Source organism: Sporobacter termitidis DSM 10068 (assembly GCF_900130065.1).
GTDB classification, from domain to species: domain Bacteria; phylum Bacillota; class Clostridia; order Oscillospirales; family Oscillospiraceae; genus Sporobacter; species Sporobacter termitidis.
Window position 1 is genome coordinate 129,165 of the sequence record NZ_FQXV01000002.1, and the last position, 24,616, is coordinate 153,780.

Here is a 24,616-nt window from a genome sequence, read left to right on the forward strand (position 1 = left end):
TAAACCCAGCATAAACAATGCTAAAGACAGATTGCCATTTTCTCCTTTTTTATCCGCCAATCAGACACCCGTCAATCCGAAAAGCAGTCATATAGTTTAAGAATAGTTTAACTCCAATTTGACTGGAGTTTAAGTTGGGCGGCTATTATAAGACTTGGTACTGCAGCGTTAAGCCGAGCGGAGAGAAGGAACAGGATGAATAAACGCAGAAAATGGTTTGTTATAATGCCTATTATTCTTTTTGCGATGCTGGCCGTATGTGTTCGGGCAAATATTTCTTCGCCATTTGAGGGCTGGGCCTATGGAGAAGCAGTTGAAGATATGACGCCTTCTTTAACTATGGCCATGAAAGTTATCACATATTTAGGTGATTCGATCGTTATTATTTCTTTTTGTTTGATACTGTTTATTATACCAAAATTGAAAAAAACAATTGCTTTGCCAATGTCGATTGCAGTTATTTCATCTACTGCCCTCAATATTTTGCTCAAGCAGGTCTTTGCAAGAGCCCGGCCGGATATCTTGCGGCTTATAAATGAAACAGGCTACAGCTTTCCCAGTGGTCATGCGATGATCAATGCCAGTCTTTATACTATGCTGATTTTGATGATTTGGAAATACGTTAAAAACACTCCCCTGAAGGTCTCCCTTTCCGCGATTTGCGCTGTTCTTACAATTCTCATTGGATGCAGCAGGGTTTATTTGGGAGTACATTATGCAGGAGACGTTTTAGGCGGATGGTTATTCGGATTTGCTATCTCAATATGTATCTATTATCTTTGGGATGACAAATTTTTAAAAAAGAACAGAAAAGCCGACTTATCAGATTAAAAAAGGAGTTAGAAGATGCAGGATTGGATTATCGACATCATGAATCAGTTTGGGTATCTTGGAATTGCTTTATTAATAGCAATTGAAAACATATTTCCGCCCATTCCTTCTGAGCTTATCTTGACTTTCGGCGGCTTTATGACCACGTATACCAATATGAATATCTGGATAGTGGCATTGTCTGCTACCATTGGTTCGGTTGCAGGCGCAATTATTCTCTATGGCGTTGGCCGGCTGCTGACGGTGGAGAGATTAGAATGGATAATCGGTAAATGGGGACATGTTCTCAGGTTAAAAAAAGAAGATGTAAAGCGGGCAGAGGATTGGTTCATCCGGCGCGGTACGTCATCCATCTTTTTCTGCCGGTTCATTCCTATTGTCCGAAGCCTAATTTCCATACCAGCGGGTATGGCGCGTTTGCGCGGGGGAAAATTCCTCCTTTTCACAACTCTCGGTACCGCTATTTGGAATGTAGTTTTAGTATGCCTTGGTGCCTTTGCCGGAGCCGGCTGGGAACGCATTAATAAATACATGGATGTTTATTCGTACGTTGCACTTGGTGCTATGGCTGTTATCGGCATTGGTTTTATCCTTTGGTTTATAAAGAAAAGAAAAGCCCGCAGCGAGATTCAGAATAATGACGGCGACTAAACACTACAGATTGAGCTTGTAAAAGGAAGATGCAGATCATATGATCTGCATCTTCCTTTTATGTAAGCTTTATATAAACAGAATTACGGTGCCGTAAGGCGCCAACCGGTTGATGACGTGGGTTATAGAAGCCAATACTGAGTCATACGCGGTATCAGGGGGTGTCTTATGATTAACTGCCATGACTTTCTTGTCGATTTGCCATATCCGCCTGTCGAGATAACCGAATATAATACATATTACGCAACGCTTATTTCGGGCGTATTTGCTGGCCCCGGCTCTGAAACAACAGCGATTACCCAGTACACAGCACACAATTTCTTCACTTTTGTACAACCGCAGATTACCGAGGCCTATCAATGCATCATCTCTGTCGAATTGCTTCACCTGAATCTGCTCGGAAATCTTATTAGAGACCTGGGGCTACCGCCAAAATTCCTGACATACGAGACAAACCAGTATTGGAATGGCAGCTACCCGGTCTATGCATACGAATTGAGGCCTATATTGCTCACCGGCATGGAGGGGGAGCTACTGATGAGCAATAAGAATCCCCAGGCCGTGTCGCTTATAAAAACCTCGATCGACACCATTTGATATACTTTCGACGAAAACAATTGGATACTGTCTCTATCGATTAAACACCTTTTTAATTTGATACACAATAACCATGATTACCGGTAAGATAAATCCAAACAGCGTGACTTCGGGTGTATAACCGACATTAACCCAATTGAGCTGCTCGTTTGTATTTGGATAGACAATCCATGCCAAAAGGAGGACAATGAATCCCAGCGGCATGGCAATTTTCTTGTGATCTTTTAAGCCGATCAATTCCGCCAGGGATGTGACGCTTGAATAGAAAAAGAAGATACCGACCATAAACTCCGTCACTGTCCAAATGCTTGAAATTGCATATTCAAATCTTGTCAGCAGCGTACCGACGTTAATTTCCGTTGCCAATTGCAGCGTTGGAAAAGATGATTTTGCAACGACATCGTTACCAAGTACCAGTCCCGAAACAAGAACGGTGATGAAAACAACCGAACCGCACCAGACAAATCCTTTGATGATCGCTTTTTTCCCGCCGCTTACATCCGAAGCGTGCCGCGGGAAAAACATGAGAAGAACAATACCGGGAAAAACAATAAAAGGAAGAAGCAAACAGACGCCTTTAAGCACTGGAGCAATACCGTTTTCAAGAATAGGCTTCATATACTCGATTCTGGCGTTCGGCAGCACGAGTACAATGGACAGGACAAAAAGAACCGTCACAAAAATATACGCCAGTTCCGACATTCGGACGATCGCTTCGATACCGTAATAAACGGCGATGACCAGCGCCGCGGCATAAGGCAGAATTATTATAGGCACCGGTGTCTCCGACATAACATGTGTTCCGAAATTGCCGATCCACCACGGGATGCCGTATGTCGTTGTAAATATAAAGATGAAATAGCACGCGCCGACGATTTTGCCGAGCCATTTTCCGAAAATCCGCTGACAGATTCCGACAAGCGTCAATCCTTCATATCGTGTTCCAAGATATCCATACAGGCACATCATCAAAATGCCGAGCACCAGAACGATGAGCGGAGAGATCCAGGCATCCTGCTTCGCGACCCCTGCGACCGAAGCTGATATCACAAGCAGAGAACCACCGAGCAGCGATAAGCCTGTGAAAGTAAATAGCTGATGATTCGTAATAATTTTATCGTCCATCGATTCTACCTCTCAGGATTTAATGTTATGGCGGCCTTACTCATGGCTTCAAAAGAGATTTCATCAGGTCAGCCACCGGCGAAAAAAACCATTCCTGCCATTCTGACGGATTTGGGACATTGATATTGAGACATTTCAGCACTGCAATAGTTGTTCCCACCAGCAGCAGCACGGAAAATGTAACAAATTCTTTTATGAGCTTCTGGCTGATCATTTTGGGTATTTCCACGATGCATAAGACGATGTCAAATACTATTATTGCAGCGAATGAGACGATTGCCATAATAGCCGCCTCCTGCTTCCCGCTAGTTTTTCTGCGTTATTGATTTTGTGATGTCGCCTGTCGAATTCATTTTTGCCGACAATTCTAAAGTGACGGGGATATCCACGAAGACCTCATTCCATTTGTCCTTGACGGTCTTCCAGTAAGCTTTATCGGCGTCGTGCACACGCTCTCCAAAACCAAAAATATCCGAACCCAGCTCTTTTTGTGCTTTGTGGATGGCCGATTCACAAATAATTCTGAGTTTTTTTTCAACCAGTTTATTGATCAATTCAATATTTTCAACTTTTGAAACATTAAGGTCACCCTTCACGTCGACAATGTCGTAGGTGAGTTTCACCTCGACGGTGATGGCAGGCTGGTTATTTCGTACGACTGCCTTGATCTTCGAAGCTGTTTTTGGTATGTCATAAGAGACCATGCCGTTATCTCCATAAGTCTCAAAGCCTACTGTATGCAGGACTTTGTCCGTAATATAGTTGTATCCCTTTGACTCAAGCTCGTCCAGCCATCCGACAAGCTTGTCCTGTTTAAACACCCCGATATCGGTAAATTTAAGTTTTTCAAACTCTCCGCTTTTTTTAAGCGTATCTGTTGAATTGGTTGTGTCGCCGTCGTCAACTTTTTCAACAGCGGTGATTGTCGCATTAATGCCGTCTGCTGTCAGGTCGTTGGCCAGCTCAATAATCCTGAGGCCTCTTACAGGAGCCCATTCTTCAGTGGCCATTTTCAGTTTAGTGAACATATCGACGCCGGGTATCAATTCGATCGGCGTCAGGACACTGAGAATTTCTCGGGCTGAGGAGCCTCTTGCTATAGCAAAATAAAAGTCCGTTCTGAATTCAGGATTCCGGAGCAAATAATCAACGATATTTGAAATACCCTCTCTGGCAATCTCCTCGCCGAGAATGACCATCCGAAGATGCGAATGATATATTTTTCGGGAAGTTATTGTCGTCATTCTCGTGATGGTCTCATTGATGTCTTCGCCTTCTTGAGTATACACGACGACCGGGGACTCAGATGTCATCTTTTTTGAGGCGATTGTTTTCGGATTAATCACCTGCTCGGAAATAACGTAGCCCTTATCGGATTTATCGATTCCCAGACAAACACTGATGCCGAGCGTGTTGACCTCACGACTGCTCCAACAGCCTGAGAGGAACAGATTTGCCAGCAAAACAATACCAGCCAGCACTCTTCTTGATTTCATAGGGACTACCTTATTTCCGGTTTTTTCGTTATATTCGGGTCCATAGTATTTCGGCCGTTAGTTCGCGCCTTACCGGTGCCGCTGATACCTGCGGGACGGAATTTCAGTTTAAAAAGAGGAAATCTGACCAGTGTATCTTTATTAGCTCCCTTAATATAAGGCGCCGCCGGCGTAAGGTAGGGAACTGAAGCGGATTTAAGCTTGCACAAATGCAGGAGAAGAATGATAAGGCCCATGGATATGCCATACAGTCCGAGTATCCCTGCGATGCAAATAAAGGCAAACCTTAACAATCGAACGGCATTGGACATTGCATAATTCGTAATTGCAAAGCTCGATATAGCCGTGAGCGCTACGACAATGACTGTGGCCGCCGATACGAGGCCCGCCTCGACGGCCGCCTGTCCTAAAACAAGTGCCCCGACAATCGAAATGGCGGAGCCGATGGCACGCGGCATCCTAACGCCGGCTTCCCTCAAAATCTCAAAGGTCAGATCCATCAGTAATACTTCCAGCACGGCGGGAAACGGTACGCCTTCACGTTGCGCAGCAATACTGATGAGAAGCGGCGTCGGTATGATCTCCTGATGAAAAGTGACCAAAGCGATAAATACTGCCGGAACTAACAGCGTAAATATCAGCGCAATATATCTGATAATGCGTATCAGTGATTGTACATAGAAGTTTTCATAGTAATCGTCGCCCGATTGAAGAAAATCGGAAAAAAGCGCCGGCTCCAACAGAACATAGGGTGTACCGTCGCATAGAATCGCGACCCGGCCTTCCAGCAGCCCAGCCGCGACCGTATCGGGCCTTTCCGAATTCAATATAGTCGGAAAAATCGAATATGGATCCGTTTTTATGATTTCTTCTATATAATTGCTGCCTAATACCCCGTCATAATTTATTTTGGATACCCTGCTGCGGAGGTCGTCCACAATATCCTTTTTGGCAATTCCATTAAAATAAAGCAGCTTGACTTTTGTATGCGTGACGGTGCCCAGCGTGATGTCTTCAATGCGAAGCGCTTCGTTTCTCACCCTGCTTCTGATCATAAAAACATTTTTATCGATGTTTTCCGTAAAAGCATCCTTCGGTCCTTTAATGACAGTCTGTGTTGTCGGCTCCGATATGGCACGACCTTCGTCAGATGCCGTGCTGACGGAAATATAGATATCATAACCGTCAACTAAAAAAACAGTGTTGCCGGATAGGATTTCTTCGTACATTTTCGTATAGTCGTTTCCTGATCTTGTCGCTCTGAGTTTTGTTACAGTATTGAGCAAGAAATCAAAAACAGATTCCGATTTGCTCTTTATGCGTTCTGCGTCAATTTGAGACAGTTCATTTGAAATTGAGTTAATCACGGTGTGGTCGATCATTTCCGTCAGATAGACGGATGCATACAATGCCGTATTTTTCCTTAGTTGCGCAAGATTGATGATCAAATCGGGGCTATGTCCGAAGTCGGTTTGTAGGGTGACAATATTGGCTTTTAAATCCCGGCTGAGGAGCTTTTGGTTTTCTGAACTAATATGATCGGCCGCTTGTGTACCCATACAGATCGCTCCTTAATTATGTTTTTGTTCCTTAGAATTGTATTATTGCCTGGTTCTCCCTAACATATTTGTACCTAATTTTGCTTACTGCCGCTGTTAAATAATGGTGTTATACGTTGGATCTGACTAAATCGAAATGGATCCATTAATATTCTTAACACCCTGCATCGTAAGGTTAAAAAAATATACGCAGGAAATGGACTTCACAACATTTCCTGCGTATTTATCTATCAAATTAATTTTTTATTTGTTAAAATAGCTGTAAGCAGGTCTACATGAATTAATTACCTTAGGAGGAAAAGGCAGTGAAAGATCGCCTGGTGATGGAGCAATGGTCAGAGCGGTCACGGAAGGAAGATTGGAAAGCAACGTCGACACAACGCGCCGGGCCAATAGGCCCGGCGCGTTGTGTTTTATTACAGCATGATGACTGTATTCCTGATTTCCTTTGCCTCGTATAGCGCCATATCCGCTAGTCTTAGTAAATCGTTGATGCTTACGCATTTATATGTCGTTGCGACCCCGATGCTGATTGTCATTTTAATAGTATTTTGCTCAAAGCTGAAATCAAAATTTTCAACGATATCCCTCAACCGCTCTGCAAGTCTGTAAGCATTTTCAGAATCGGACCGAGAGAGTACGATTGCAAATTCCTCGCCGCCTAATCTTGCTCCCCAATCCGATTTTCTGATGTTGCCGGTCAGAATTTCAGTGACCTGCTTTAGAGCTTCGTCGCCCGCTAGGTGCCCGTAAGTGTCGTTCACTTTTTTAAAATTGTCTATATCGATCATCAGCAGAGCTAAAGGGAAGTCTGCTTTTGGAATCTCGCGTAATTTTGAGAGGAAGAACCGACGATTGTACAGTCCCGTCAGGCTGTCCTTGATAGCTTGCTGGTGCAACTGCTTCATTATTATACCGCAACAAACCAGCAGGACCCCCTGACTTACGATGCAAGTAACAAAATTGATAATATTGTGCAGCAGAAATGCAATAAGCCATATTATTGAACTGACCGCCAATAAGATAATAGGCGCATATTTAAAAAGTTTTTCCTTCAAATCCGTCACCTGTCATTTAGCTTACTATTTATTATGCCCTTGATCGCTTTGTCGTACAGCGTAAACAATGGGAAACCTATTAAGCAAAATATCAGCGCTTTTCAGAAAGGCCAATCATCTTTTGAGCGGGGACCAAGCCCCTTTTTCTTTCTGTATATACTGTCAACAATCAATGCCAAGACAAGGGCAAATATTAACCCGCCTAAAAGAAGTAGATCAACAACCGGATTACCTGTTGTGAACATCATCACCAAATATCACCTCAAAAAGTAAATTAATGACATGGCCCATTATAGAAAATTAATGGATCGGTGTCAACACTTTAGTTCTTTAAAATATATAAATCAGAATAAAAGTAACTTGCATAATTTATTACTAAAATATACTTTTACCTTGTCTATGTACAAGGAGTGGTGTCAATAGATGAGTAATATTGTAAAAATTGTTGGTGAAAGAATTAAATACCATAGACTTGAAAAATCATTGAGCCAAGAGCAGTTGGCTTTAATGGCAGGGCTAAGCCCTACCAGCATTGGTAAGCTGGAGAGGGGCCAAAAAAATCCTTCATTATTGAGTCTTGAAAAGATACTTAATGCGCTGGAGGTTTCCTTTGAGGAATTTTTTAAATATATCCAGCCTTCAACAAAGGAATACGAAGATTTAATCGTTCCATTAATAGTGAATAAAGTGATTCGGTTGAGCAAGCAAGATCAGAAAGAAGTAATGAACATCTTGGATTCTATAGTTAACATAAAAAAGTCTGACAGATAATCTGTTGGACTTTTTTTATTTAAGCAAAAGGTCGGCATTCCTTTACAACGGCAAACAGCGGTGCTAAGAATAAAATCAATCTGTGCGGCTGAATGAAAAACGGGCAGACACTTTACGGTGCCTGCCCTAGTTTGTCAAACATGCCTGTAACTGAGTAGAATACAACTGTATTTTAGGGTCGGAACATTGAGGGCGGAGTAAGTAGGGAGGACAATTTTACCCGGGTGTAGTGCGCCAAATCTCTAAGGGGTCAAAATTGGGGTCAAGCACTCCTTTAGTAACGAATAAAAACCCGCAGATCCCTGTAAAATCAAGGTTCTGCGGGTTTTTCAGTCTGGCGGAGAAGGAGGGATTCGAACCCTCGAGACCGTTTTGCGGCCTACACGATTTCCAATCGTGCGCCCTCGACCAAGCTAGGCGACTTCTCCATAATTCTATTCAATTTTTCCCCGCCTTGGGCAGGCTTTGTTATTATAGTAGATATGCTGGGCAAAGTCAAGATGTTATATTTCCCGGCAGGGCAAATATTCTGACCGCGCCGACAAAAGCGAAAACGCCCGTGGCTTGCCGCTTTGACGCAGCCGTTATATAATTACCACATATTGGTGCAAAGCCTCTGTGAAGCGATCTTTCCCGAAAGGATGATACCATGAAAAAGACTATCCTGGTACTGGCTTTATCCGTGTTACTACTGGCGGCGTGCTCGGCCGAAACGACGCAGAATTCGAAAGAAGCCTACATAGAAAAGCTGCCGTTGACGGCAGCGGAACAGGAGCTTGTCAACCTTTTGAATAACGGCGGCAATGCGAGCATCTATCATTATGCCGTCAACGAGGATGTCAAAAGCCTGAAAATATACCTCGACGTCTATCAGGATGGCACCCTGCTTGACAGAAAGCTCTCCGGTGCCGTCGGCTTAAACGCTGCCGAAGGAAAAATGGCTGTACTGCCTGATCAGAGCAGCAACACCGCTTTTCATCTCAGCATTGTGACAGGCAGCGGCGGCGCGTACTTCAATCTGCAGAACGCGCTGGACGTCGGCGCGCTGTCACAAATTGACGTGCCGTCAAACGGCCCGCAAGCCGGCATTAAAGCCACAGACACTTATGCCCTGTTCGCCCGGCTGTTTTGCAAACCGGAGAGCATGTTCGTTTATGCCGACACGCTCAGCAATCCCGACAGATTAAAGGCATACAGCTACGCTTACATTATATCCTGCGAGTTCTCCTCGGACCGGCTGGATTCCCAGTCTCCATAACGCGGCCGTTTCATTGCGTTTTCGTGGACTTTTTCATGCCGATGCAGTATACTCTATGCAACAATAAAGGAATCCGGAGGCTCCGCCATGCTGACCTGGGAAGAACTCGAAAATGCCTGTCTGGCGTGCACAAGGTGCGCGCTGTATGAGACGCGGACGAACGTGGTGTTCGGCGTGGGGAATAAAGACGCGGAGGTTCTCTTCGTCGGCGAGGGACCGGGCGAGCAGGAGGACTTGCAGGGGGAACCCTTTGTCGGGCGGGCCGGCAAGCTCCTGGACGACATGCTGAAGATCATCGAGCTTGACCGGAAGACGAACATCTACATCGCCAATATCGTCAAATGCCGCCCACCAAAAAACAGGGACCCCCTGAACACGGAGCAGGACGCCTGCATCGACCATCTGCGGGCCCAGTTCCGGCTCATCAAACCAAAAATCATCGTCTGCCTCGGGCGCATCGCCGCCTACCGGCTCATCGGCGAGGATTTTAAAATCACGCGGGACCACGGCAAATGGTACGACAAGGACGGCGTCAAATTCATGGCGCTTTATCATCCCGCCGCGCTCCTTCGTGACCCGGGGCGGCGGCCGGAAACGTTTGTGGACCTCAAGGAACTGGAACGCGTCATCCGGGAGACGTGCCCGAATACCTACGCCGCGCCATGAGCGGCCGCGATAATATCGTTCGGACGGCCTACGCTCAGGACGAGTCCGCGCTCAAAGCACTGTGGCGCGCCGTCTTCGGCGACGACCCGGCGGACATTGACCACTTCTTTGAGACGTATTTTTCCCCGGAACTGACGGCCGTTATCGACGAAGACAAAACGCCCGTCTCCGCGGCGTATATCCTGCCCGTGGGGCGGCTTGTCCGCCCGGGCCGCACGCCGGTGGATTGCGCGATGATTTACGCGGTGGCCACACAGCCGGCATGCCGTGGCCGCGGCTACGGCGAAGCGGTGACGGGGGCGGCGGGAAACCTGGCGGTCAAGCGCGGCTTTCCCGCCGTCGTTTTAAAGCCAGCTGACGACGGGCTTTTCGACTTTTACGGGCAGCGCTCCGATTTCCGGGAGTTTTTTGACGTTTATGAATACCGGTACCGCCCTTCTGCGCTGCCGGCGCCCACATTGACCGCCGCGCCGGCCACGCCCGAAGCCTACCGCGCGCTGCGGCGGCACTTTCTGGACGGTACCGTGTACATCGACATGGACGAGCGCGGCCTTGCCTACCAGCAGTATCTCTGCGCGGCTTCCGGCGGCGGACTGTACGCCCTGTCCGACGGCGGCCGCGACGCCGGCTGCGCGATCGTCGAGCCGGACGGGCCCGCCGTCCATGTCAAAGAGCTGCTGCTCGACAGTGACCGCCGCCCAAAAGACGCCGTATCCGCCCTGGCGGCACACTTTCCGGCGGCGGAATACGCCGTCCGGACAACGTCGCCCTGCGCTGTAACGCCGCCGACGGGGAAAAAACGCTTTGGAATGCTGCTGGCGAACGCCGATTTGGAAAACGGCGCGGCGCATAATATGAAATGGTATGGCCCGGCTTTCGACTGATATTACAAATAATTTTCCGAATTGCATAAAAAAACATTTAAAAATTTTCAATGTTTAATAATTTCGCAACAATTTAATGTATATTTGTTAACAACTCCCTGGTAATATAACTGGTGTAGGGTTGCCAATTCCATCTTTTTATCTTTTTTCATTTTATTATCCTCATAACCTTTTAGGCCAACGGGAGCTGCAAAAGCTCCCGTTGGCCGCTTCTTTTTAATAACATCCTTCTCCTCCCCACGCATAGTTTACTGAAATAAATCAGTATCATATTAACCTGGCCGTTTGCGCGCCTGTCCTTTTTAGTATATAATAGCGTCTGGTTATTAACATTTGGATTTGGGAGTATCGCACATGACCGGACTGACATTTACAGAAAGATTTATAAAGGCGCGGCATGACGTGATCGCCCTGGATTTTAAGCATTTAAACGACATGCAGCTTAAGGCCGTCATGACGACGGAGGGCCCGCTCCTGCTGCTGGCCGGGGCCGGCAGCGGCAAGACGACCGTGCTGATCAACAGGATCGCAAACCTCTTGAAATACGGGCGCGGCGCCGACACGACCGAGGTGCCGGACTTTGTGACCGAGCAGGACCTTCAGTTTTTGGAGCACTACGCGAAAAATCCGACGCCGGAGGGCAGCGGGCGCGCCTTGTCCCTCTGCGCCGTTGAGCCCGTGGAGCCCTGGCGCATGATCGCCATCACCTTTACCAACAAGGCCGCCGATGAGCTGAAGGCGCGCCTGGAGCGGGTGCTGGGCGAGGGGGCAAACGACGTCTGGGCCATGACGTTCCACTCCGCCTGCGTGCGCATCCTGCGGCGCGACATCGACCGTCTGGGCTTTGACCGGTCGTTTACCATCTACGACTCGTCGGACAGCCAGTCTCTGATGAAGCGCATCCTGAAAGAGCTGGACATGGACGACAAAACGTATCCCCCGCGCACGCTTTTGGGCTACATCAGCCGCGCCAAGGACGAGATGATCTCCGCCGAGTCATTTTACGAGTCCGCCGACAAAAGCGGCGACATCCGGCGGCGGCACATCGGGCGGGCGTATCTGGAATACTCCAATCGCATGAAGGCCTCCAACGCCCTGGACTTTGACGACCTCATTTTATTCACCGTGCGGCTCCTGCAGGAGCACGAGGACGTTCTGGAATATTACCAGCGGAGATTCCGCTACGTCCTGATCGACGAGTACCAGGACACGAACAATCTGCAATACCTGCTGGCGAGCCTTCTCGCCGGCGGCCACGAGAACATCTGCGTCGTCGGGGACGACGACCAGAGCATCTATAAATTCCGGGGCGCCACGATCGAAAATATCCTCAGCTTTGAGAGCAACTATAAAAACGCCCGCGTCATCCGCCTCGAGCAGAACTACCGCTCCACAGGCTACATACTGAGCGCCGCCAACGACGTCATCAAAAACAACCAGGGCCGCAAGGGGAAAAAGCTGTGGACCGAAAAGGAAAACGGCGAAAAGCTGACGCTCCACGTGGCTCACGACGAACGTGAGGAGGCCTCCTTCGTCACATCCCGGATCATCGCCGATCTCGCCGCCGGGGACAAGTGGAGCGACCACGCCGTCCTGTACCGCTTAAACGCCCAATCCAACGCCCTGGAGTATGCGTTCAAACGCAGCGGCGTGCCGTACCGCATCATCGGCGGCACGCGCTTCTTCGACCGGGCCGAGATCAAGGACATGCTGGCCTACCTCTGCGTCGTCGTAAACCCATCGGACGATCTGCGGCTGATGCGCATCATCAACAACCCGCCCCGCGGCATCGGCCAGGTGACGCTGGACGCCGTGGAAGCGCTGGCCGCCCGGACGGGCCAACCGGTCTTCGAGGTCCTGAAGGAATCAGAGGCCTACGAGGACCTCCGCAAAGCCGCGCCGAAGCTGCACCAGTTCGTGAATCTGATCACGGACCTGCAAAGCGCGGCGGCAGAGGCCCCGCTCGACGGCTTTTACGACACGCTCATCGAGCGCACCGGATACGTCAAGGTCCTGGAAGCCAAGGCCACAGACGAAAACCTGACGCGCATCGAGAACGTCCAGGAGCTTAAAAGCAACATCGTGAATTTCCTGCGTGAAATGCCCGAGGGCACGCTCTTTGACTTCTTAAACGAGATCGCTTTATATACCGACATCGACCAGTACGACAAAAACGCCGACAGTGTCGTCATGATGACAATGCACAGCGCCAAGGGGCTGGAGTTCGACACGGTGTTCATCGTGGGCGCCGAGGAGGGCATTTTTCCCGGCGTGCGCTCCATCGGCGAGGCGGAAGAGATGGAGGAGGAGCGCCGGCTCTGTTACGTGGCGATGACCCGGGCGCGAAAGAAGCTCTATTTTACCGCCGCCCGGCAGCGCATGATCTTCGGCCGCACCACGGCGGGCCGAACGTCGCGCTTTGTGGACGAGGTTTCCAGCGAGAACATCGAAAAGCCCGAGGCGGTCAGCGCGCCGGTCGGCTATATCTTCGACGACGGCGAAGCCTCCGAAAAGCACGAGACCGCAAGCCGGTCGTTCTCCCGCGTCTACCGTGCCGAACGCCAGGACTATAAAAAGCGGGATCTCAAGCCAATTACCCCGCCCGGCGCCGCGGCGGCGCCCGTTCCGGCCTACAATAAAGGCGACGTGGTAAATCACAAGGCCTTTGGGCGCGGACTTATTACGGACGTGCAGCCGGCGGGCGGCGACGCGCTGATTGAGGTCGCCTTCGACAGCGTCGGCACAAAACGGCTGATGGCGAAATCCGCCTCGGCCTATATGCAAAAAATTTAAATCTGTTCTCTTCTCAGAGTAAAGCAACGGGGTTTTATTGTGACTGATAAAAAAAATCTTGGGCGGGTATCGCTGTTTCTGGCCACTCTCATATGGGGCGTGTCCTTTGTCCTGATGGATCTGACGCTGAACAGCGTCCCGGCACTGTATATACTGGCGATCCGGTTTCTGGGCGCCGCCGTCATCCTGCTGGCCGTCGGCGCGCGGGAACTGAAAAAAATCGACAGGGGCTATATCCGGGGCGGCGTCGTCATGGGCGTCATCCTCTTGGCGGCGTACTGCTTCCAAACCTTCGGGCTGCCGCTGACGACGCCGGGGAAAAACGCCTTCCTCACCTCGGTATACTGCGTCATGGTGCCGTTTCTGTACTGGTTCATCATCAAAAAAAGGCCGGATAAATATAACGTCATCGCCGGCGTGGTTTGTCTTGCCGGCATCGGCTTCATTTCCCTGGACAACCACTTCGCCATCGGCCTCGGCGACGGCCTGACGCTTATCTGCGGTTTTCTTTACGCCGTGCATATGGTCATCTGCGGCGCCGTCGTGGAGGAGCGCAGCCCTATCCTCGTCTCGATGCTGCAGTTTGCCGTCGCCGGCGTTCTGGCGGCCATTATGGCGCTCATCTTCCAGCCCGCCCCTACGCATATCCCGGTGAGCACGGTCTGGGTGCTGGTGTTTCTGACGGTGATGAGCACCGCGCTGTGCCTGTCGCTGCAGATCTTCGGGCAAAAGCACACGCCCACGGCCCAGGCCTCCGTCATCATGACCTTCGAGGCCGTCTTCGGCGCGGCCACCTCGGTCCTCTTTTACGGCGAAACGCTGACGCTGCGGCTGGTCATCGGCTTTCTCCTGACGTTTGCCGCCGTCCTCATCAGCGAGACGAAGCTCGGCTTTTTCAGAAAAAAAGCAACAGCCGCTTCGGCAAAAGAGACGATAACCACCGAATCGGAAACAGTGGAACTGAATCAAACCGGAGGCAATAATCCATGAAATCCTACCGCACGGAGCTGTACTTCAACCTGCCCACCCGCCGGGGCCTTGTGAACATCACGCCCCTTGTGGAGGAGGCCGTCGCCGAAAGCGGCATTACGGAAGGGCTGGCGCTCATCCCATGCACATCACCTCCAGCGTTTTTATTACGAGTTCGACGGCAAGCGCGACAAGCACGTTCTGATCAAGATTATCGGCGAGTGACTCAGGGACTTACAGAAAGGGTTGTGCGACAATGTTCACCGGTTTTAACGAGAAAACGACGGAGTTCCTGTGGGGCATCCGTTTCAACAACAGCCGCGCGTGGTTTTTGGAAAACAAGCAAAACTACCTGGACCATCTGCAAGCCCCCATGCGGGAGCTGGCCAACGACGTCTGGACCCGCTTCACCGAAAAAAATAAGCTGGACCTCGGCTACCGCGTGGCCCGCATCTACCGGGACGCCCGCCGTGTCCGGGACGGCAATCTGTACAAGGAGCATCTTTGGTTCTCACTGGAGAAGGACCATGAGGACTGGCAGTCGACGCCCGTATTTTTCTTTGAGATCGAGCCGGAGGGCTACATGTACGGCCTGGGCTATTACGCGGCCACGGCCGAGACGATGAAAAAATTCCGCGCCCGGGTGGACTCAAACCCCGCCGAGCTCGAGCGCATCGCCTCTGACCTGAAGAACAAGAAGCGTTTTCAGATCGATGGCGACGAATACAGCCGTAAAAAAGGCGAAAAGGAAGGCCTCCTCGCCGAGTGGTACAACCGCAAAACAATTTCGCTCATCGCCTCCGGCAAGGGCCACGAGCCGCTTTACTCCCCGAAATTCGCCGAAAAGCTCTGCAAGGATTTTCAAGCCCTCGTCCCGCTGTACAATTTCTTCTGGTCCCTGGAAGGGGAACAGGCCGAATAATACCACAGAATAAAAGCGCCGTGTTTCTTAATTTCTTAAGAACACGGCGCTTAACTTAAGCGGTTGAACCGATCAATCCAAAACATCAAAAAAGCCAATCGGACGCGCGTGCCACAGATAGAGCGCCGTCAAAACGACCATTGCAAGCGGCACAAACGAGATCAGCTTGTGCCGCCTGATCTTCATGAACGCAAAGATCACCGACCAAGCGGCCGTAAACCCATAAAGCAGCGGGAAAAGAACCATAAGCACCGGGATTCCCAGGACGGCAAGGGGGAAAACGGCGCACAGCGCCGCCAGGAGCACCCCGCCGAATTCAGCGTGAAAAACGGCAAGCACGCTCTCAATGAGGACGACAAGGATCGTCCGCTTTGTTACCAAATCATATTTTTTCAATATCGGCTGTCCGTTTATTTCATCCGCTGTGCAGGGCGATTGCATCCGGCGCCTCACTGCTGTCTGACATAGACGCTGCCGACATCCATCAGCCCGCGGACAAATATCTCCCCATGCGACTTGTCGCCGTCATATTCGCTGATCCAGACGGGCCAGATCAGGTCCGTGAAGGACCGTTTCGGGAAGACGCCGATACCGATGTTCTTCCCGACGTGGCTGTTCATATAGCCGAGGGCCGCCTGCAGGTCGGCGTCCGTCTCATACTGCTCCTTTTTGGGGATATACGTTTCGCCTTTAAACGTGATCGTTTCCCAGTCCATCGATATGGCATACCGGTCGACACAGAAACGTGTGTAGGTAAACCATCCCGCCGGAGCCAGTATCAGGAGGGCCAGAACGAGGAGGACGGCGAATTTTACGGTTCTTTTCGGGCGCTTCATGCCGTGTTCCCTCCCCCGCTTAAATTCCCGCTTCCCGCGGCTCGCCGTAGTGCGGCAGCTTTATATCCTGCAGCGCTTCCCAGGTGCGCTCCTTCTCGACCGTGTGGCGGAACGTGCCCCTGTACGCGGTGGTTTTCTCTTTCTCAAAGACAAGATACGATTCGATCTCGTTTTTCAAGGCGGCATCCTTCGTCGTCTCATAGACCTCCAGCGCGGGGCGGACACCGGCGGGACCGGAGCGATAGAGAATGGCGCTGTCATAGGTGGCCAGCGTTCCGGCGAGGTAACGCTCCGTATTATACCGGACGATAATTCCGTCGACGTTGACGAGGCAGAGCGCCGCGAACAGGACAGCCCCGGCGGCCAGCGACACGCGGGCAATGGAAAAGCGCATCCTCTGCAGCAGGACGACGGCAACGCAGACGACGGCCAGCAGGAGCATGAAAACACACGGCAGGATGCGGAGGATGGTCAGGCCGAAGGCCCCGATATACAGCGCCATTTTGCTCATGGCCGTGGCAATCAACAAAAGCGTGATCAGCGACAGGGCAATATTGAATACCTTGAGAACAGCGCTTTCTTCCCGCGGCTTTTTGCTGAGAATATTGGCCGCTAGCAGCATTGCAAGATTGATGGCCGAGAGGCGGCACAGCTCGAAAAAGCCCTGGCGGGCATAATCCGAATAGGAGAGCCAGCCGTCCGGCCGGACACCGGAAAAGGCGGAGAAGAAATAAGGCACCTGACAGGCGATGAAAAGGACATACAGGGCACAGGCGGTACCGAGTACGGTATAGATCGTGACCGGGGCGAGGATGCGCAGGGCCGCGACGGCCTTTGCCGTCTTGTCCGCCTTAATCGTATCCGTCGCCCGCCGCGCGGCGCTGCCCGAAACGAGGCCGAACAGGTACGCCGCCGTCGGGACGGCCAAAAGGCAGTAAAACAGAAATTCCAGTACCTTTGACGTGTCGAATTTAAAGAGCCCCGTGACGTCCTTCAAAAGATTATTAAAACCGCCGCTGTCCGCGCGCAGGAGCTGCGGCGTGACGACGAGCAGGACAAGCAGCGCCAGAATGATGCCCAAAAGGACGGGCAGCGCCTTTTTGAGGTCCCGCTCCCGCTTTCCTCTGAGCGCGCCGAGCGCCCTGTATTGATTGGCGAAATTCCTGAAGGGGATGAGCAGCACGCTGTTGATCCCGTCCAAAAGGAGCAGATTGCCCGTTTTCCCGCCGATCTGGACATTTGTCGCCGCCGCGACCCAGTAGACGGCCGCGCAGGACAGGAACAAATTGCGCAGGGGCATGAGCCCCGTATTATCCCAAAAGGCAAAGCTCCAGCCGGTCAGCAGCGTGACCGCAAACCAGAACCAGGACGATTTCGGCAGCCGGACGTCTTTGACAAGCAGGTAAGCCAGCACCGAGGCCAGATAAACCGTCGTGAAAACGGCTGTGCCCCAGCCCTGGACCGTTCCGAGCACCCATCGGGAAAAGAGATACCCCAGGACAAAGGCAAATATCGCAAAATAGCCGTCTCTTCTGTCGGCGGCAAGCGGCGGGAGCTTGGGCACCGCTGCCGGCGCCGGCTGCAGATAATGATTTTCAGGCTGAGGATTCAGCGCATTTTCGTTCGGTTCGCTCATGAGCGGGCCTCCTTGTTTCTTTATTCCTCCCGGTATTCCAGGATGTCGCCGGGCTGGCAGTCCAGCACCCTGCAGATGGCCTCCAGCGTCGAAAAGCGGATGGCCCGGGCCTTGCCCGTTTTCAGGATCGACAGGTTCGCCTGGGTCAGGCCGATTTTCTCGGCCAGCTCGCCCGAGGACATCTTCCGCTTTGCCATCATGACGTCAAGATTTACGACAATGGACATATGACGCCTCCTAAATCGTGAAATCCGCGTCGTCCTGCAGGGAGACGGCCCGGGCGAACACATTTTTCACGACGCGGACGATGAGCGCCACAAACGCGGCGGCGACAGCCACCATGATCCAGGAGATGTAATAAAGCGCGGAGACGGCGCTGATGACCGCCCCGGCAAAGCAGAACCAGGAGATGTGCCGGAGGCTCTCGACGTTCTTCTGTATAAAGACCTCTCCCCGCTCGATGCGCCGGAGGAGGCGATACAGACTTAAAAGCAGCGCCGCCGCCGGGATACAGCCGGTGTAGATCGTCACGAGAAACCATTTGTCCCACCCCGGCTTGACGGCGTAACTAAAGGTCATGCTGACGATCCACGGCGCAAATATGACCGCCAGGACCAGCAGCACCATAAACGCGATGACGCTGATTCTGCTCAGAACGATGGACTTGCTGTCATTCCACATTGTTTTTCCTCCCCTTGGCACTTTCACCCGCATTATATCAAACCCGTTATTGAATTGCAATAGTTTTTTATCGATAAACAATAATAATCTCTATGGTGACGGATCCGTTTTCAGGAAATAAACGCATGGCACAAGATTGGAATAAATGAAAAAGATTTGACATTTCAGGACATTTTGAGTAAGATTGAGTTCATGAAAACAGAATATCATTTCGAGTGTCCCCTTGGGCGTATGGCCTTTGGGGAAGGATAGGGAATCGTGTGAAAATCACGGACGGTACCGCCGCTGTAAGCGTTTGACGGTCCGCGCTCGTCGGCCAAAGCCGGTCATTGGGGAAACCTGAGAAGGCAGAGCGCGTTTCGGGAGAATAAATCTCCCACAGACGCAAGTCAGAAGACCTGCTCAGAAATGGCTCCGCACACAACAGCTATGCCATCCAGCGGAGCACATAAGAACACAGATATACGGCTGTGGCGATCATTTTGATTGCCACAGCCGTTTTTTATCCCACAGAACCCGATACGGCTCCGGCCGGAAGCTGAAGCCGATATAAAAACCGAATGATTGTGGCATCAAATCAAGCCACAAACTGACCGAACAACGGAGGTTTAACAGACAGGACGAGCGTCCCGTATCTGTTTTACCTCCGTTTTGTCATGCCTGGGGCCGATGAGAATAAGCTATGGGGAATTTCCATTTCGCCGCTAAAGATATAACCGTTGGCAATGGAGCTCCTTGCTTCTTATAAAAACAAAAGGCTTTGGAAGCCGTGTGGGAGGTGATTACAGAAGATATATAGCCGAAAGCTTTTCTGCCTGTTGTGGAATGACAGGCAAATCAAAAAGAGGAGAAGAACATGATTAAAAAACGTTTACAGAAGAATATCGCGGTGTTATTGACGCTCCTGATGGTCGTCGCGCTGCTGCCCGCGCCCGCCCTGGCCGCCGACCCGCCGACTGTCGTCGACCTTAACGACGCAGCCGGGGACGTTACCATCAGCGAAGGCGGCTCTTACATCGTTTCCGGCTCGACAACGCAGTATACCCTGATTATCGACACCACCGGCGCGGCAGACAAAGCTGTCGACCTGACGCTTGACAACGCCAGTATCCGGCTCCCTTCCGATTACGCCGGCACAGGGCCTTACGCGCTGGCGATCAAAGGCGGCGCGATGGTGAACCTGACGGCAAAGGACGGCACCGTGAACACCCTGTCGGCCGAAACGCTCAACAGCGGCGGCAGCAGCACAGGCCGCGGCATTTCTCTTGACGCCTCCACGCTGAATATCGGCGGGACCGGCACGCTGAACGCCACAGGCACCTCATATGCGGCCTATTCAAGCGCCGGCAGCGCGATAACGATTTCGGATGTCACGGTGAATTTCTCCTGCTCTGTAAGCGGCCCGAATTTCAACTGCCTGTCGCTCAACGACACGTCGCTGACCGTTAACAGCGGCGCCGTCACCCTGACGATCCCCGAAAAAGAGGGCAGCACCTCGTCCGGTACCTCCGGCGCGCTGTCCTTCAGCGGCAGCAGCAGCGCCTATACGCAAAACGGCGGGTCGGTCATCATCAATAATTTTACGACGCTGACGTCCTACGCATACGGCGCAATTTTTTACGGCACCGCGGTCATGAACGGCGGCACGATGTTCGCGTACGGCGCGGGAAGCGGCGTGCGCATGTATACGGGAACCGCCTTTGCAATCAAAGATGCGGCGTCCCTGATAGCGGCCGCCGGCAATAAGGGCTCGGCGGCGTACAGCGTCCAGTCCACCGGCAAGTTTACCCAAGCGGACGGTGCGGACAAGGGCTTTACATCCCTCAAGCTCGCCGAGGGCGGTCCGTTGACCACCGGCAGTATACTAACGCTCAAAAAGCTGTCCGGCGGCGCGCCGGCGGACGAGCTGTCCGTAACTCTGCCCGCCGACACATACTACATGGGCTTCGCCGGCTCTGTGGGGAGCACGTATTATCTTGAAACGTCGGGCAGCTATATCACGACCCTGAGCAACGGCCTGTATAACCCCGGGTTGATCGGAAGCTTCGCGGAAAAGCCGGCGACCGTCGACGCCTATGTCAAAACGCTGCCGGCGTCGTTTACGGTCACCGCGCCGGGCAATACGCACACATTGACGCTGAACACCTCCATGCCGTTGGGCATTGACCCCGCCCTCGTCTCGGAATGGACGAGCAACAATACGGCCGTTGCCACCGTGGACAGCGCGGGCGTCGTTTCAGCAGTGGCTGAGGGAACGGCGACGATCACGGTCAGCTGCCTCGGTGTGACCGGTACGTACGACCTGACGGTTGTCCCCATGATGAATCCGCGTACCGCCACCCTGACCGTGGACATTGCGGACCCCGGCCTCAACGTCGTCGTCTCCAAGGGCGATTTCAGGTATTCCCCCGTCTCCTCGTCTGACGGCGTATATACATATCAGCTTGAGGACGGAGAATACGCCTACGCCGTCTCCAAGGACGGCTTCCCGACGCGGACAGGCACCTTCGCGGTCTCGGAGGGCGGCGCAAACAGCGCGTCCGTTTCCCTATACTATAGGGCCACCTTCAATATCCGGGCTGGGGAGGGTGTAGCGAGCACGGACGGAGCCGTCATTACCGTCTACGACAGTGACAACGCGCCTGTGTCCGGCTCCGGCGGCACGTATTCGCAGCTTAACGGCGCGTATACCTTTACCGTGACGCTCGACGGCTGCTATCCCGCCTCCGGCGCCTTCAGCAGCGAAGGGACCGTCCCTGTCGTTATGAACAAGGACCGCGGCATCGACGCTCCTGCGGCCGACTGGAGCGGCGCTTACAACCACACCAACGGCAACGCCGTTGTAGCCAAGACACTTCCGACAAGTGCCGACGGCACCTATCAGAAGTGGTCCGCAATGGTCGGCACAAACAACTACGGCGCCGCCTACGCCGGGCAAAGCGTCGTGGTCAACGGCTATCTGTATATCACGGGCAACGGCTACCTCAATAAAATCGACGTGGATACGGGAAACATCGTTGCCCAGACACAAGCGGGCGTTACGAGCTACGTCTATGATTACCTGGCCTACGGTGACGGCATGATATTCCTGTCGACCTCGGGCTATATTGCCGCGTATGAGGTCGGGTCGCTGACCTTCCTGTGGCGGACCAGCGTGGGCGGCCAGCACAGCACGATGGTCGGCGGCAGCCAAAACAGCAACGGGACGATCAACACCTTCCGGCCCATCGTGTACAGCAACGGGTACGTTTTCTGCGGAAAAAACGCGTTCCGCGCCACCAGCTTTGCCGTAGACGCCAACGGCTACAACGCTCCCGCCTGGAGCATTAATGACGACTTCAACTGGAACACCGGCGTCGTCGTGGGCGACACTTACTACGTGGCCGCGGCCAAAAAGATCTACGCCGTCAATTACAAGACGGGTGAAATTCTCAACAGCTACACCTTCGGCAGCAACACGGCATATACCTGGGGCGGCGTGGCGTATTCCCCGGATACGGGACGGCTGTACTGGGGAACCTACGGCGGAAAGATGCTCTATTCATATAAAATCGATCAGGCCACGGGAAAGCTGATAACAGCCTATACCCCCGCCGCGGACAAGCCGCTTTCCATTGATCTCAGCCAGTCCACCGTATGTACGCCGGTCATCTATAACGGACGGGTCTATGTTACGGGGCAGAGCGGCAATGTTGACGTGCTGCAAACAACAGCCAGTACGCTTACAAAGCTCTATACGATCAATGCACCGGGGGCCACAAAAATCCAGAGCACGCCCATTTTGTCCACCGCCTATGCCACGGATGAGAACAAGACCGTCTACCTTTATTTCCAGGGCTATTCCGAGCCGTCGCCCATTTATGTCATGAAGGATTCGGCCGCCATCACAGCAGCCGATCCGGCAAATGTGAGCGTCCTGGCATCGCCGACGGCGAGCCAGTTCGCGTATGAGCAGATCGCGGCGGATAACGACGGGCGGCTTTATTTCTTCAACGAATCCGGATACCTGTTCTGCTTTGAAAAGCTGAGCATGGCAACGGCGGCTTCCGTTACGGCGCTGCTGAACGCCCTGCCCGCCAGCGCCAGCGTCGTCAAAAGCGACGAGGCGAGGATCACAAACGCGCGGAAGGCCTATAACGCCCTGAGTCCGGAGGTCCAGTCAACGATTGCCAGTGCAACGTATAAAAAGCTGACGAACGCGGAAGCGGCGCTGGCAGCGATTGCAAATCAGCCTGAACCGCCGAAAACAGACATCACCGTGACCTTCAGTCTCCTCGGCGACACGGTCCACGACTCCGACACGGACGGTATCGTCCACACGCTCAAGGCCGGCAATCTCACCCCATGGATCAATCCGCCGGAGTCCTTCACGCTTCCCGCAGGCTCCACGGTTATGGACGTATTCGCGGCCGCTCTGATGAAATACGGCTACTCCTGGTACAACAAGGGGCCGAACGGCACACTGCTCAACGATACCACGGGCTACTACATCACCTCCATTACGACGCCCGGCGGCGTGACGCTGGCCGAATTCACCAACGGCGCCAATTCCGGCTGGATGTACACGTTAAACGGAACGCACTCTCTCAACTCCCTGCGGGATCAGAGGCTCTCCAACGGCGACGTGATTGTCTGGCACTACACGGACGATTACACGCAGGAGGAGGGCAGCGAAAAGTGGAACGACACCGGCAGCGGCTCCACCGCCGGGACGGCACAGACCCTGACGCCGGTCGCAACCGTCAAGGATGGCGTGGCCAGCGTCTCCATGTCGCTGTCCGACCTGAAGGACGCCATCGTCAGCGCCAAGACGAGCGGCGGTGCCATCACCATCGCGCCCTCTGCGAGCGGAACGGTCACAGCGGCCAAGCTCGAGCTGAGCAAGGAGGCATTGAACGCCGTCGCCGTCCAGACGAGCGCGGATCTGACGATCAAAACCTCCCTCGGGAGCATCACGCTCTCCAACGCGGCGCTCTCCTCCATCGTGTCCCAGGCATCGGGTTCGGCGGTCACTGTAAGCCTTGAAACTGTCAACACAGCGTCGCTGACGGACACGCAGCGGGCCGCCGTGGGAAACGACACGGTCTACAGCATCTCCGTCCTTAGCGGCGGGACGCATATCTCCGGCTTCGGCGGGGCGAATCTCACGATCTCGCTGCCGTATACCCTCAAGAACGGTCAAAGCGCGTCAAACGTCGCGGTGTGGTACTTAAATGACGCCGGCGCGCTCCAGCGGCTGACGTGCTCGTACGACGCGGCGGCAAGGCTGGCGACCTTCGTGACGACGCATCTGTCGTACTACGCCGTGGGTTACGACGACTGGGCGAATCCATATACCGACGTCCTGACAGACGACTGGTTCTACGACGCGGTGCAGTATGCCGGCCGGAACGGCCTGATGGGCGGCACGACCGCAACCACCTTCGACCCGGGCGCGAACACGACACGGGCGATGCTCGTCACAGTGCTGTACCGGCTGGCGGGCAAGCCGGCGGCAAGCGGAATAAGCAGCTTTACGGATGTGAAGAGCGGCGAGTGGTACGCGGACGCCGTCGTCTGGGCAAGCGCCAACGGCATCGTCGACGGCTACGGCAACGGCCTGTTCGGGACAAACGACGCGATTACCCGGGAACAGATGGCGGTCATCCTGTACCGCTACGCCAAATATAAGGGCTGCGATGTCACAAAAACAACAGCGCTGACGGCGTACGCGGATGCGTCGGCCGTTGATTCCTGGGCCTCCACAGCCATGACGTGGGTTGTCGCCGAGGGCCTGATCACCGGCACGACGGCCACGACGCTCTCCCCAACGGGTATCGCATCGCGCGCGCAGGCGGCGACGATCCTCATGCGATATGTCAAGAACGTGACAAAATAATTTAG

At 52.8% G+C, this 24,616-nt stretch carries 21 protein-coding genes, 1 tRNA gene and 1 riboswitch; of the genes, 11 read left to right on the forward strand and 11 right to left on the reverse strand.

What is annotated here, in order from left to right; translation table 11 throughout:
• The first annotated feature begins 195 nt into the window (after positions 1-195).
• The 3 genes from BUB60_RS04190 to BUB60_RS04200 all read left to right on the forward strand — a co-directional run bounded on the left by BUB60_RS04190 (position 196) and on the right by BUB60_RS04200 (position 2,079).
• Positions 196-831 carry a phosphatase PAP2 family protein gene (locus BUB60_RS04190; RefSeq protein ID WP_073076407.1) on the forward strand — a complete coding sequence of 212 codons (636 nt, stop codon included), beginning with the start codon at positions 196-198 and terminating at the stop codon, positions 829-831.
• Between the two features lie 15 nt (positions 832-846).
• The gene (locus tag BUB60_RS04195) at positions 847-1,482 is read left to right on the forward strand and encodes a DedA family protein (protein WP_073076408.1); all 636 of its coding nucleotides are present in this window, start codon (positions 847-849) and stop codon (positions 1,480-1,482) included.
• A 168-nt stretch (positions 1,483-1,650) separates the two neighbouring features.
• The gene (locus BUB60_RS04200; protein ID WP_073076409.1) at positions 1,651-2,079 is read left to right on the forward strand and encodes a ferritin family protein; all 429 of its coding nucleotides are present in this window, start codon (positions 1,651-1,653) and stop codon (positions 2,077-2,079) included.
• Between the two features lie 33 nt (positions 2,080-2,112).
• On the opposite strand, the gene BUB60_RS04205 is transcribed toward BUB60_RS04200, so the two are convergent.
• The 5 genes from BUB60_RS04205 to BUB60_RS04225 all read right to left on the reverse strand — a co-directional run bounded on the left by BUB60_RS04205 (position 2,113) and on the right by BUB60_RS04225 (position 7,317).
• Entirely contained in the window at positions 2,113-3,204 is a 1,092-nt protein-coding gene (locus tag BUB60_RS04205; RefSeq protein WP_073076410.1) for a GerAB/ArcD/ProY family transporter, read from the reverse strand.
• Positions 3,205-3,244: 40 nt separating this feature from the next.
• Complete coding sequence (locus tag BUB60_RS04210) at positions 3,245-3,487, reverse strand: hypothetical protein (RefSeq protein ID WP_073076411.1); 243 nt, start codon at positions 3,485-3,487, stop codon at positions 3,245-3,247.
• Positions 3,488-3,509: 22 nt separating this feature from the next.
• Positions 3,510-4,700, reverse strand: coding sequence for a Ger(x)C family spore germination protein (locus BUB60_RS04215; RefSeq protein WP_073076412.1), 1,191 nt, complete (start codon positions 4,698-4,700; stop codon positions 3,510-3,512).
• A gap of 5 nt (positions 4,701-4,705) precedes the next feature.
• Positions 4,706-6,259: a spore germination protein gene (locus BUB60_RS04220; protein WP_073076413.1), complete on the reverse strand. Its 1,554-nt coding sequence runs from the start codon at positions 6,257-6,259 to the stop codon at positions 4,706-4,708.
• A 416-nt stretch (positions 6,260-6,675) separates the two neighbouring features.
• Positions 6,676-7,317, reverse strand: a complete 642-nt coding sequence (locus tag BUB60_RS04225; RefSeq protein ID WP_084726234.1) for a GGDEF domain-containing protein — start codon at positions 7,315-7,317, stop codon at positions 6,676-6,678.
• Positions 7,318-7,740: 423 nt separating this feature from the next.
• On the opposite strand from BUB60_RS04225, the gene BUB60_RS04230 reads away from it, so the two are divergent.
• Positions 7,741-8,088 carry a helix-turn-helix domain-containing protein gene (locus BUB60_RS04230; RefSeq protein ID WP_073076415.1) on the forward strand — a complete coding sequence of 116 codons (348 nt, stop codon included), beginning with the start codon at positions 7,741-7,743 and terminating at the stop codon, positions 8,086-8,088.
• Positions 8,089-8,423: 335 nt separating this feature from the next.
• On the opposite strand, the gene BUB60_RS04235 is transcribed toward BUB60_RS04230, so the two are convergent.
• Positions 8,424-8,516: transfer RNA gene (locus BUB60_RS04235), tRNA-Ser, on the reverse strand.
• Positions 8,517-8,737: 221 nt separating this feature from the next.
• Here BUB60_RS04235 and BUB60_RS04240 point away from each other — a divergent pair.
• The 6 genes from BUB60_RS04240 to BUB60_RS04265 all read left to right on the forward strand — a co-directional run bounded on the left by BUB60_RS04240 (position 8,738) and on the right by BUB60_RS04265 (position 15,580).
• Entirely contained in the window at positions 8,738-9,346 is a 609-nt protein-coding gene (locus BUB60_RS04240; RefSeq protein WP_073076416.1) for a hypothetical protein, read from the forward strand.
• An 87-nt stretch (positions 9,347-9,433) separates the two neighbouring features.
• Complete coding sequence (locus BUB60_RS04245) at positions 9,434-10,012, forward strand: uracil-DNA glycosylase (protein ID WP_073076417.1); 579 nt, start codon at positions 9,434-9,436, stop codon at positions 10,010-10,012.
• Positions 9,985-10,896: a GNAT family N-acetyltransferase gene (locus BUB60_RS04250; protein WP_143162262.1), complete on the forward strand. Its 912-nt coding sequence runs from the start codon at positions 9,985-9,987 to the stop codon at positions 10,894-10,896. Before BUB60_RS04245 ends, BUB60_RS04250 begins: the two co-directional genes overlap by 28 nt.
• Before the next feature lie 354 nt (positions 10,897-11,250).
• Complete coding sequence (locus BUB60_RS04255; protein WP_073076419.1) at positions 11,251-13,689, forward strand: ATP-dependent helicase; 2,439 nt, start codon at positions 11,251-11,253, stop codon at positions 13,687-13,689.
• Between the two features lie 39 nt (positions 13,690-13,728).
• Positions 13,729-14,679 carry a DMT family transporter gene (locus tag BUB60_RS04260; protein WP_073076420.1) on the forward strand — a complete coding sequence of 317 codons (951 nt, stop codon included), beginning with the start codon at positions 13,729-13,731 and terminating at the stop codon, positions 14,677-14,679.
• Positions 14,680-14,914: 235 nt separating this feature from the next.
• On the forward strand, positions 14,915-15,580 hold the full coding sequence (locus BUB60_RS04265; protein ID WP_073076421.1) for a DUF2461 domain-containing protein: 666 nt from the start codon (positions 14,915-14,917) through the stop codon (positions 15,578-15,580).
• A gap of 72 nt (positions 15,581-15,652) precedes the next feature.
• Here BUB60_RS04265 and BUB60_RS04270 read toward each other — a convergent pair whose 3' ends face one another.
• Genes BUB60_RS04270 through BUB60_RS04290 form a run of 5 tightly spaced genes read right to left on the reverse strand, consistent with a single transcriptional unit; the run spans position 15,653 to position 18,733 of the window.
• The gene (locus BUB60_RS04270; protein WP_143162263.1) at positions 15,653-15,976 is read right to left on the reverse strand and encodes a hypothetical protein; all 324 of its coding nucleotides are present in this window, start codon (positions 15,974-15,976) and stop codon (positions 15,653-15,655) included.
• A gap of 53 nt (positions 15,977-16,029) precedes the next feature.
• Entirely contained in the window at positions 16,030-16,416 is a 387-nt protein-coding gene (locus BUB60_RS04275) for a hypothetical protein (protein ID WP_073076423.1), read from the reverse strand.
• 19 nt (positions 16,417-16,435) lie between these two features.
• Positions 16,436-18,052 carry a DUF4153 domain-containing protein gene (locus BUB60_RS04280; protein ID WP_073076424.1) on the reverse strand — a complete coding sequence of 539 codons (1,617 nt, stop codon included), beginning with the start codon at positions 18,050-18,052 and terminating at the stop codon, positions 16,436-16,438.
• Positions 18,053-18,072: 20 nt separating this feature from the next.
• Positions 18,073-18,279, reverse strand: coding sequence for a helix-turn-helix domain-containing protein (locus tag BUB60_RS04285; protein WP_073076425.1), 207 nt, complete (start codon positions 18,277-18,279; stop codon positions 18,073-18,075).
• A 10-nt stretch (positions 18,280-18,289) separates the two neighbouring features.
• A complete protein-coding gene (locus BUB60_RS04290; RefSeq protein ID WP_073076426.1) occupies positions 18,290-18,733 on the reverse strand; it encodes a DUF2975 domain-containing protein in 444 nt (147 codons plus the stop codon).
• A 196-nt stretch (positions 18,734-18,929) separates the two neighbouring features.
• Positions 18,930-19,153: riboswitch (cobalamin riboswitch) on the forward strand.
• A gap of 436 nt (positions 19,154-19,589) precedes the next feature.
• On the opposite strand from BUB60_RS04290, the gene BUB60_RS04295 reads away from it, so the two are divergent.
• Entirely contained in the window at positions 19,590-24,611 is a 5,022-nt protein-coding gene (locus tag BUB60_RS04295; RefSeq protein WP_073076427.1) for an S-layer homology domain-containing protein, read from the forward strand.
• Positions 24,612-24,616: the final 5 nt, after the last annotated feature.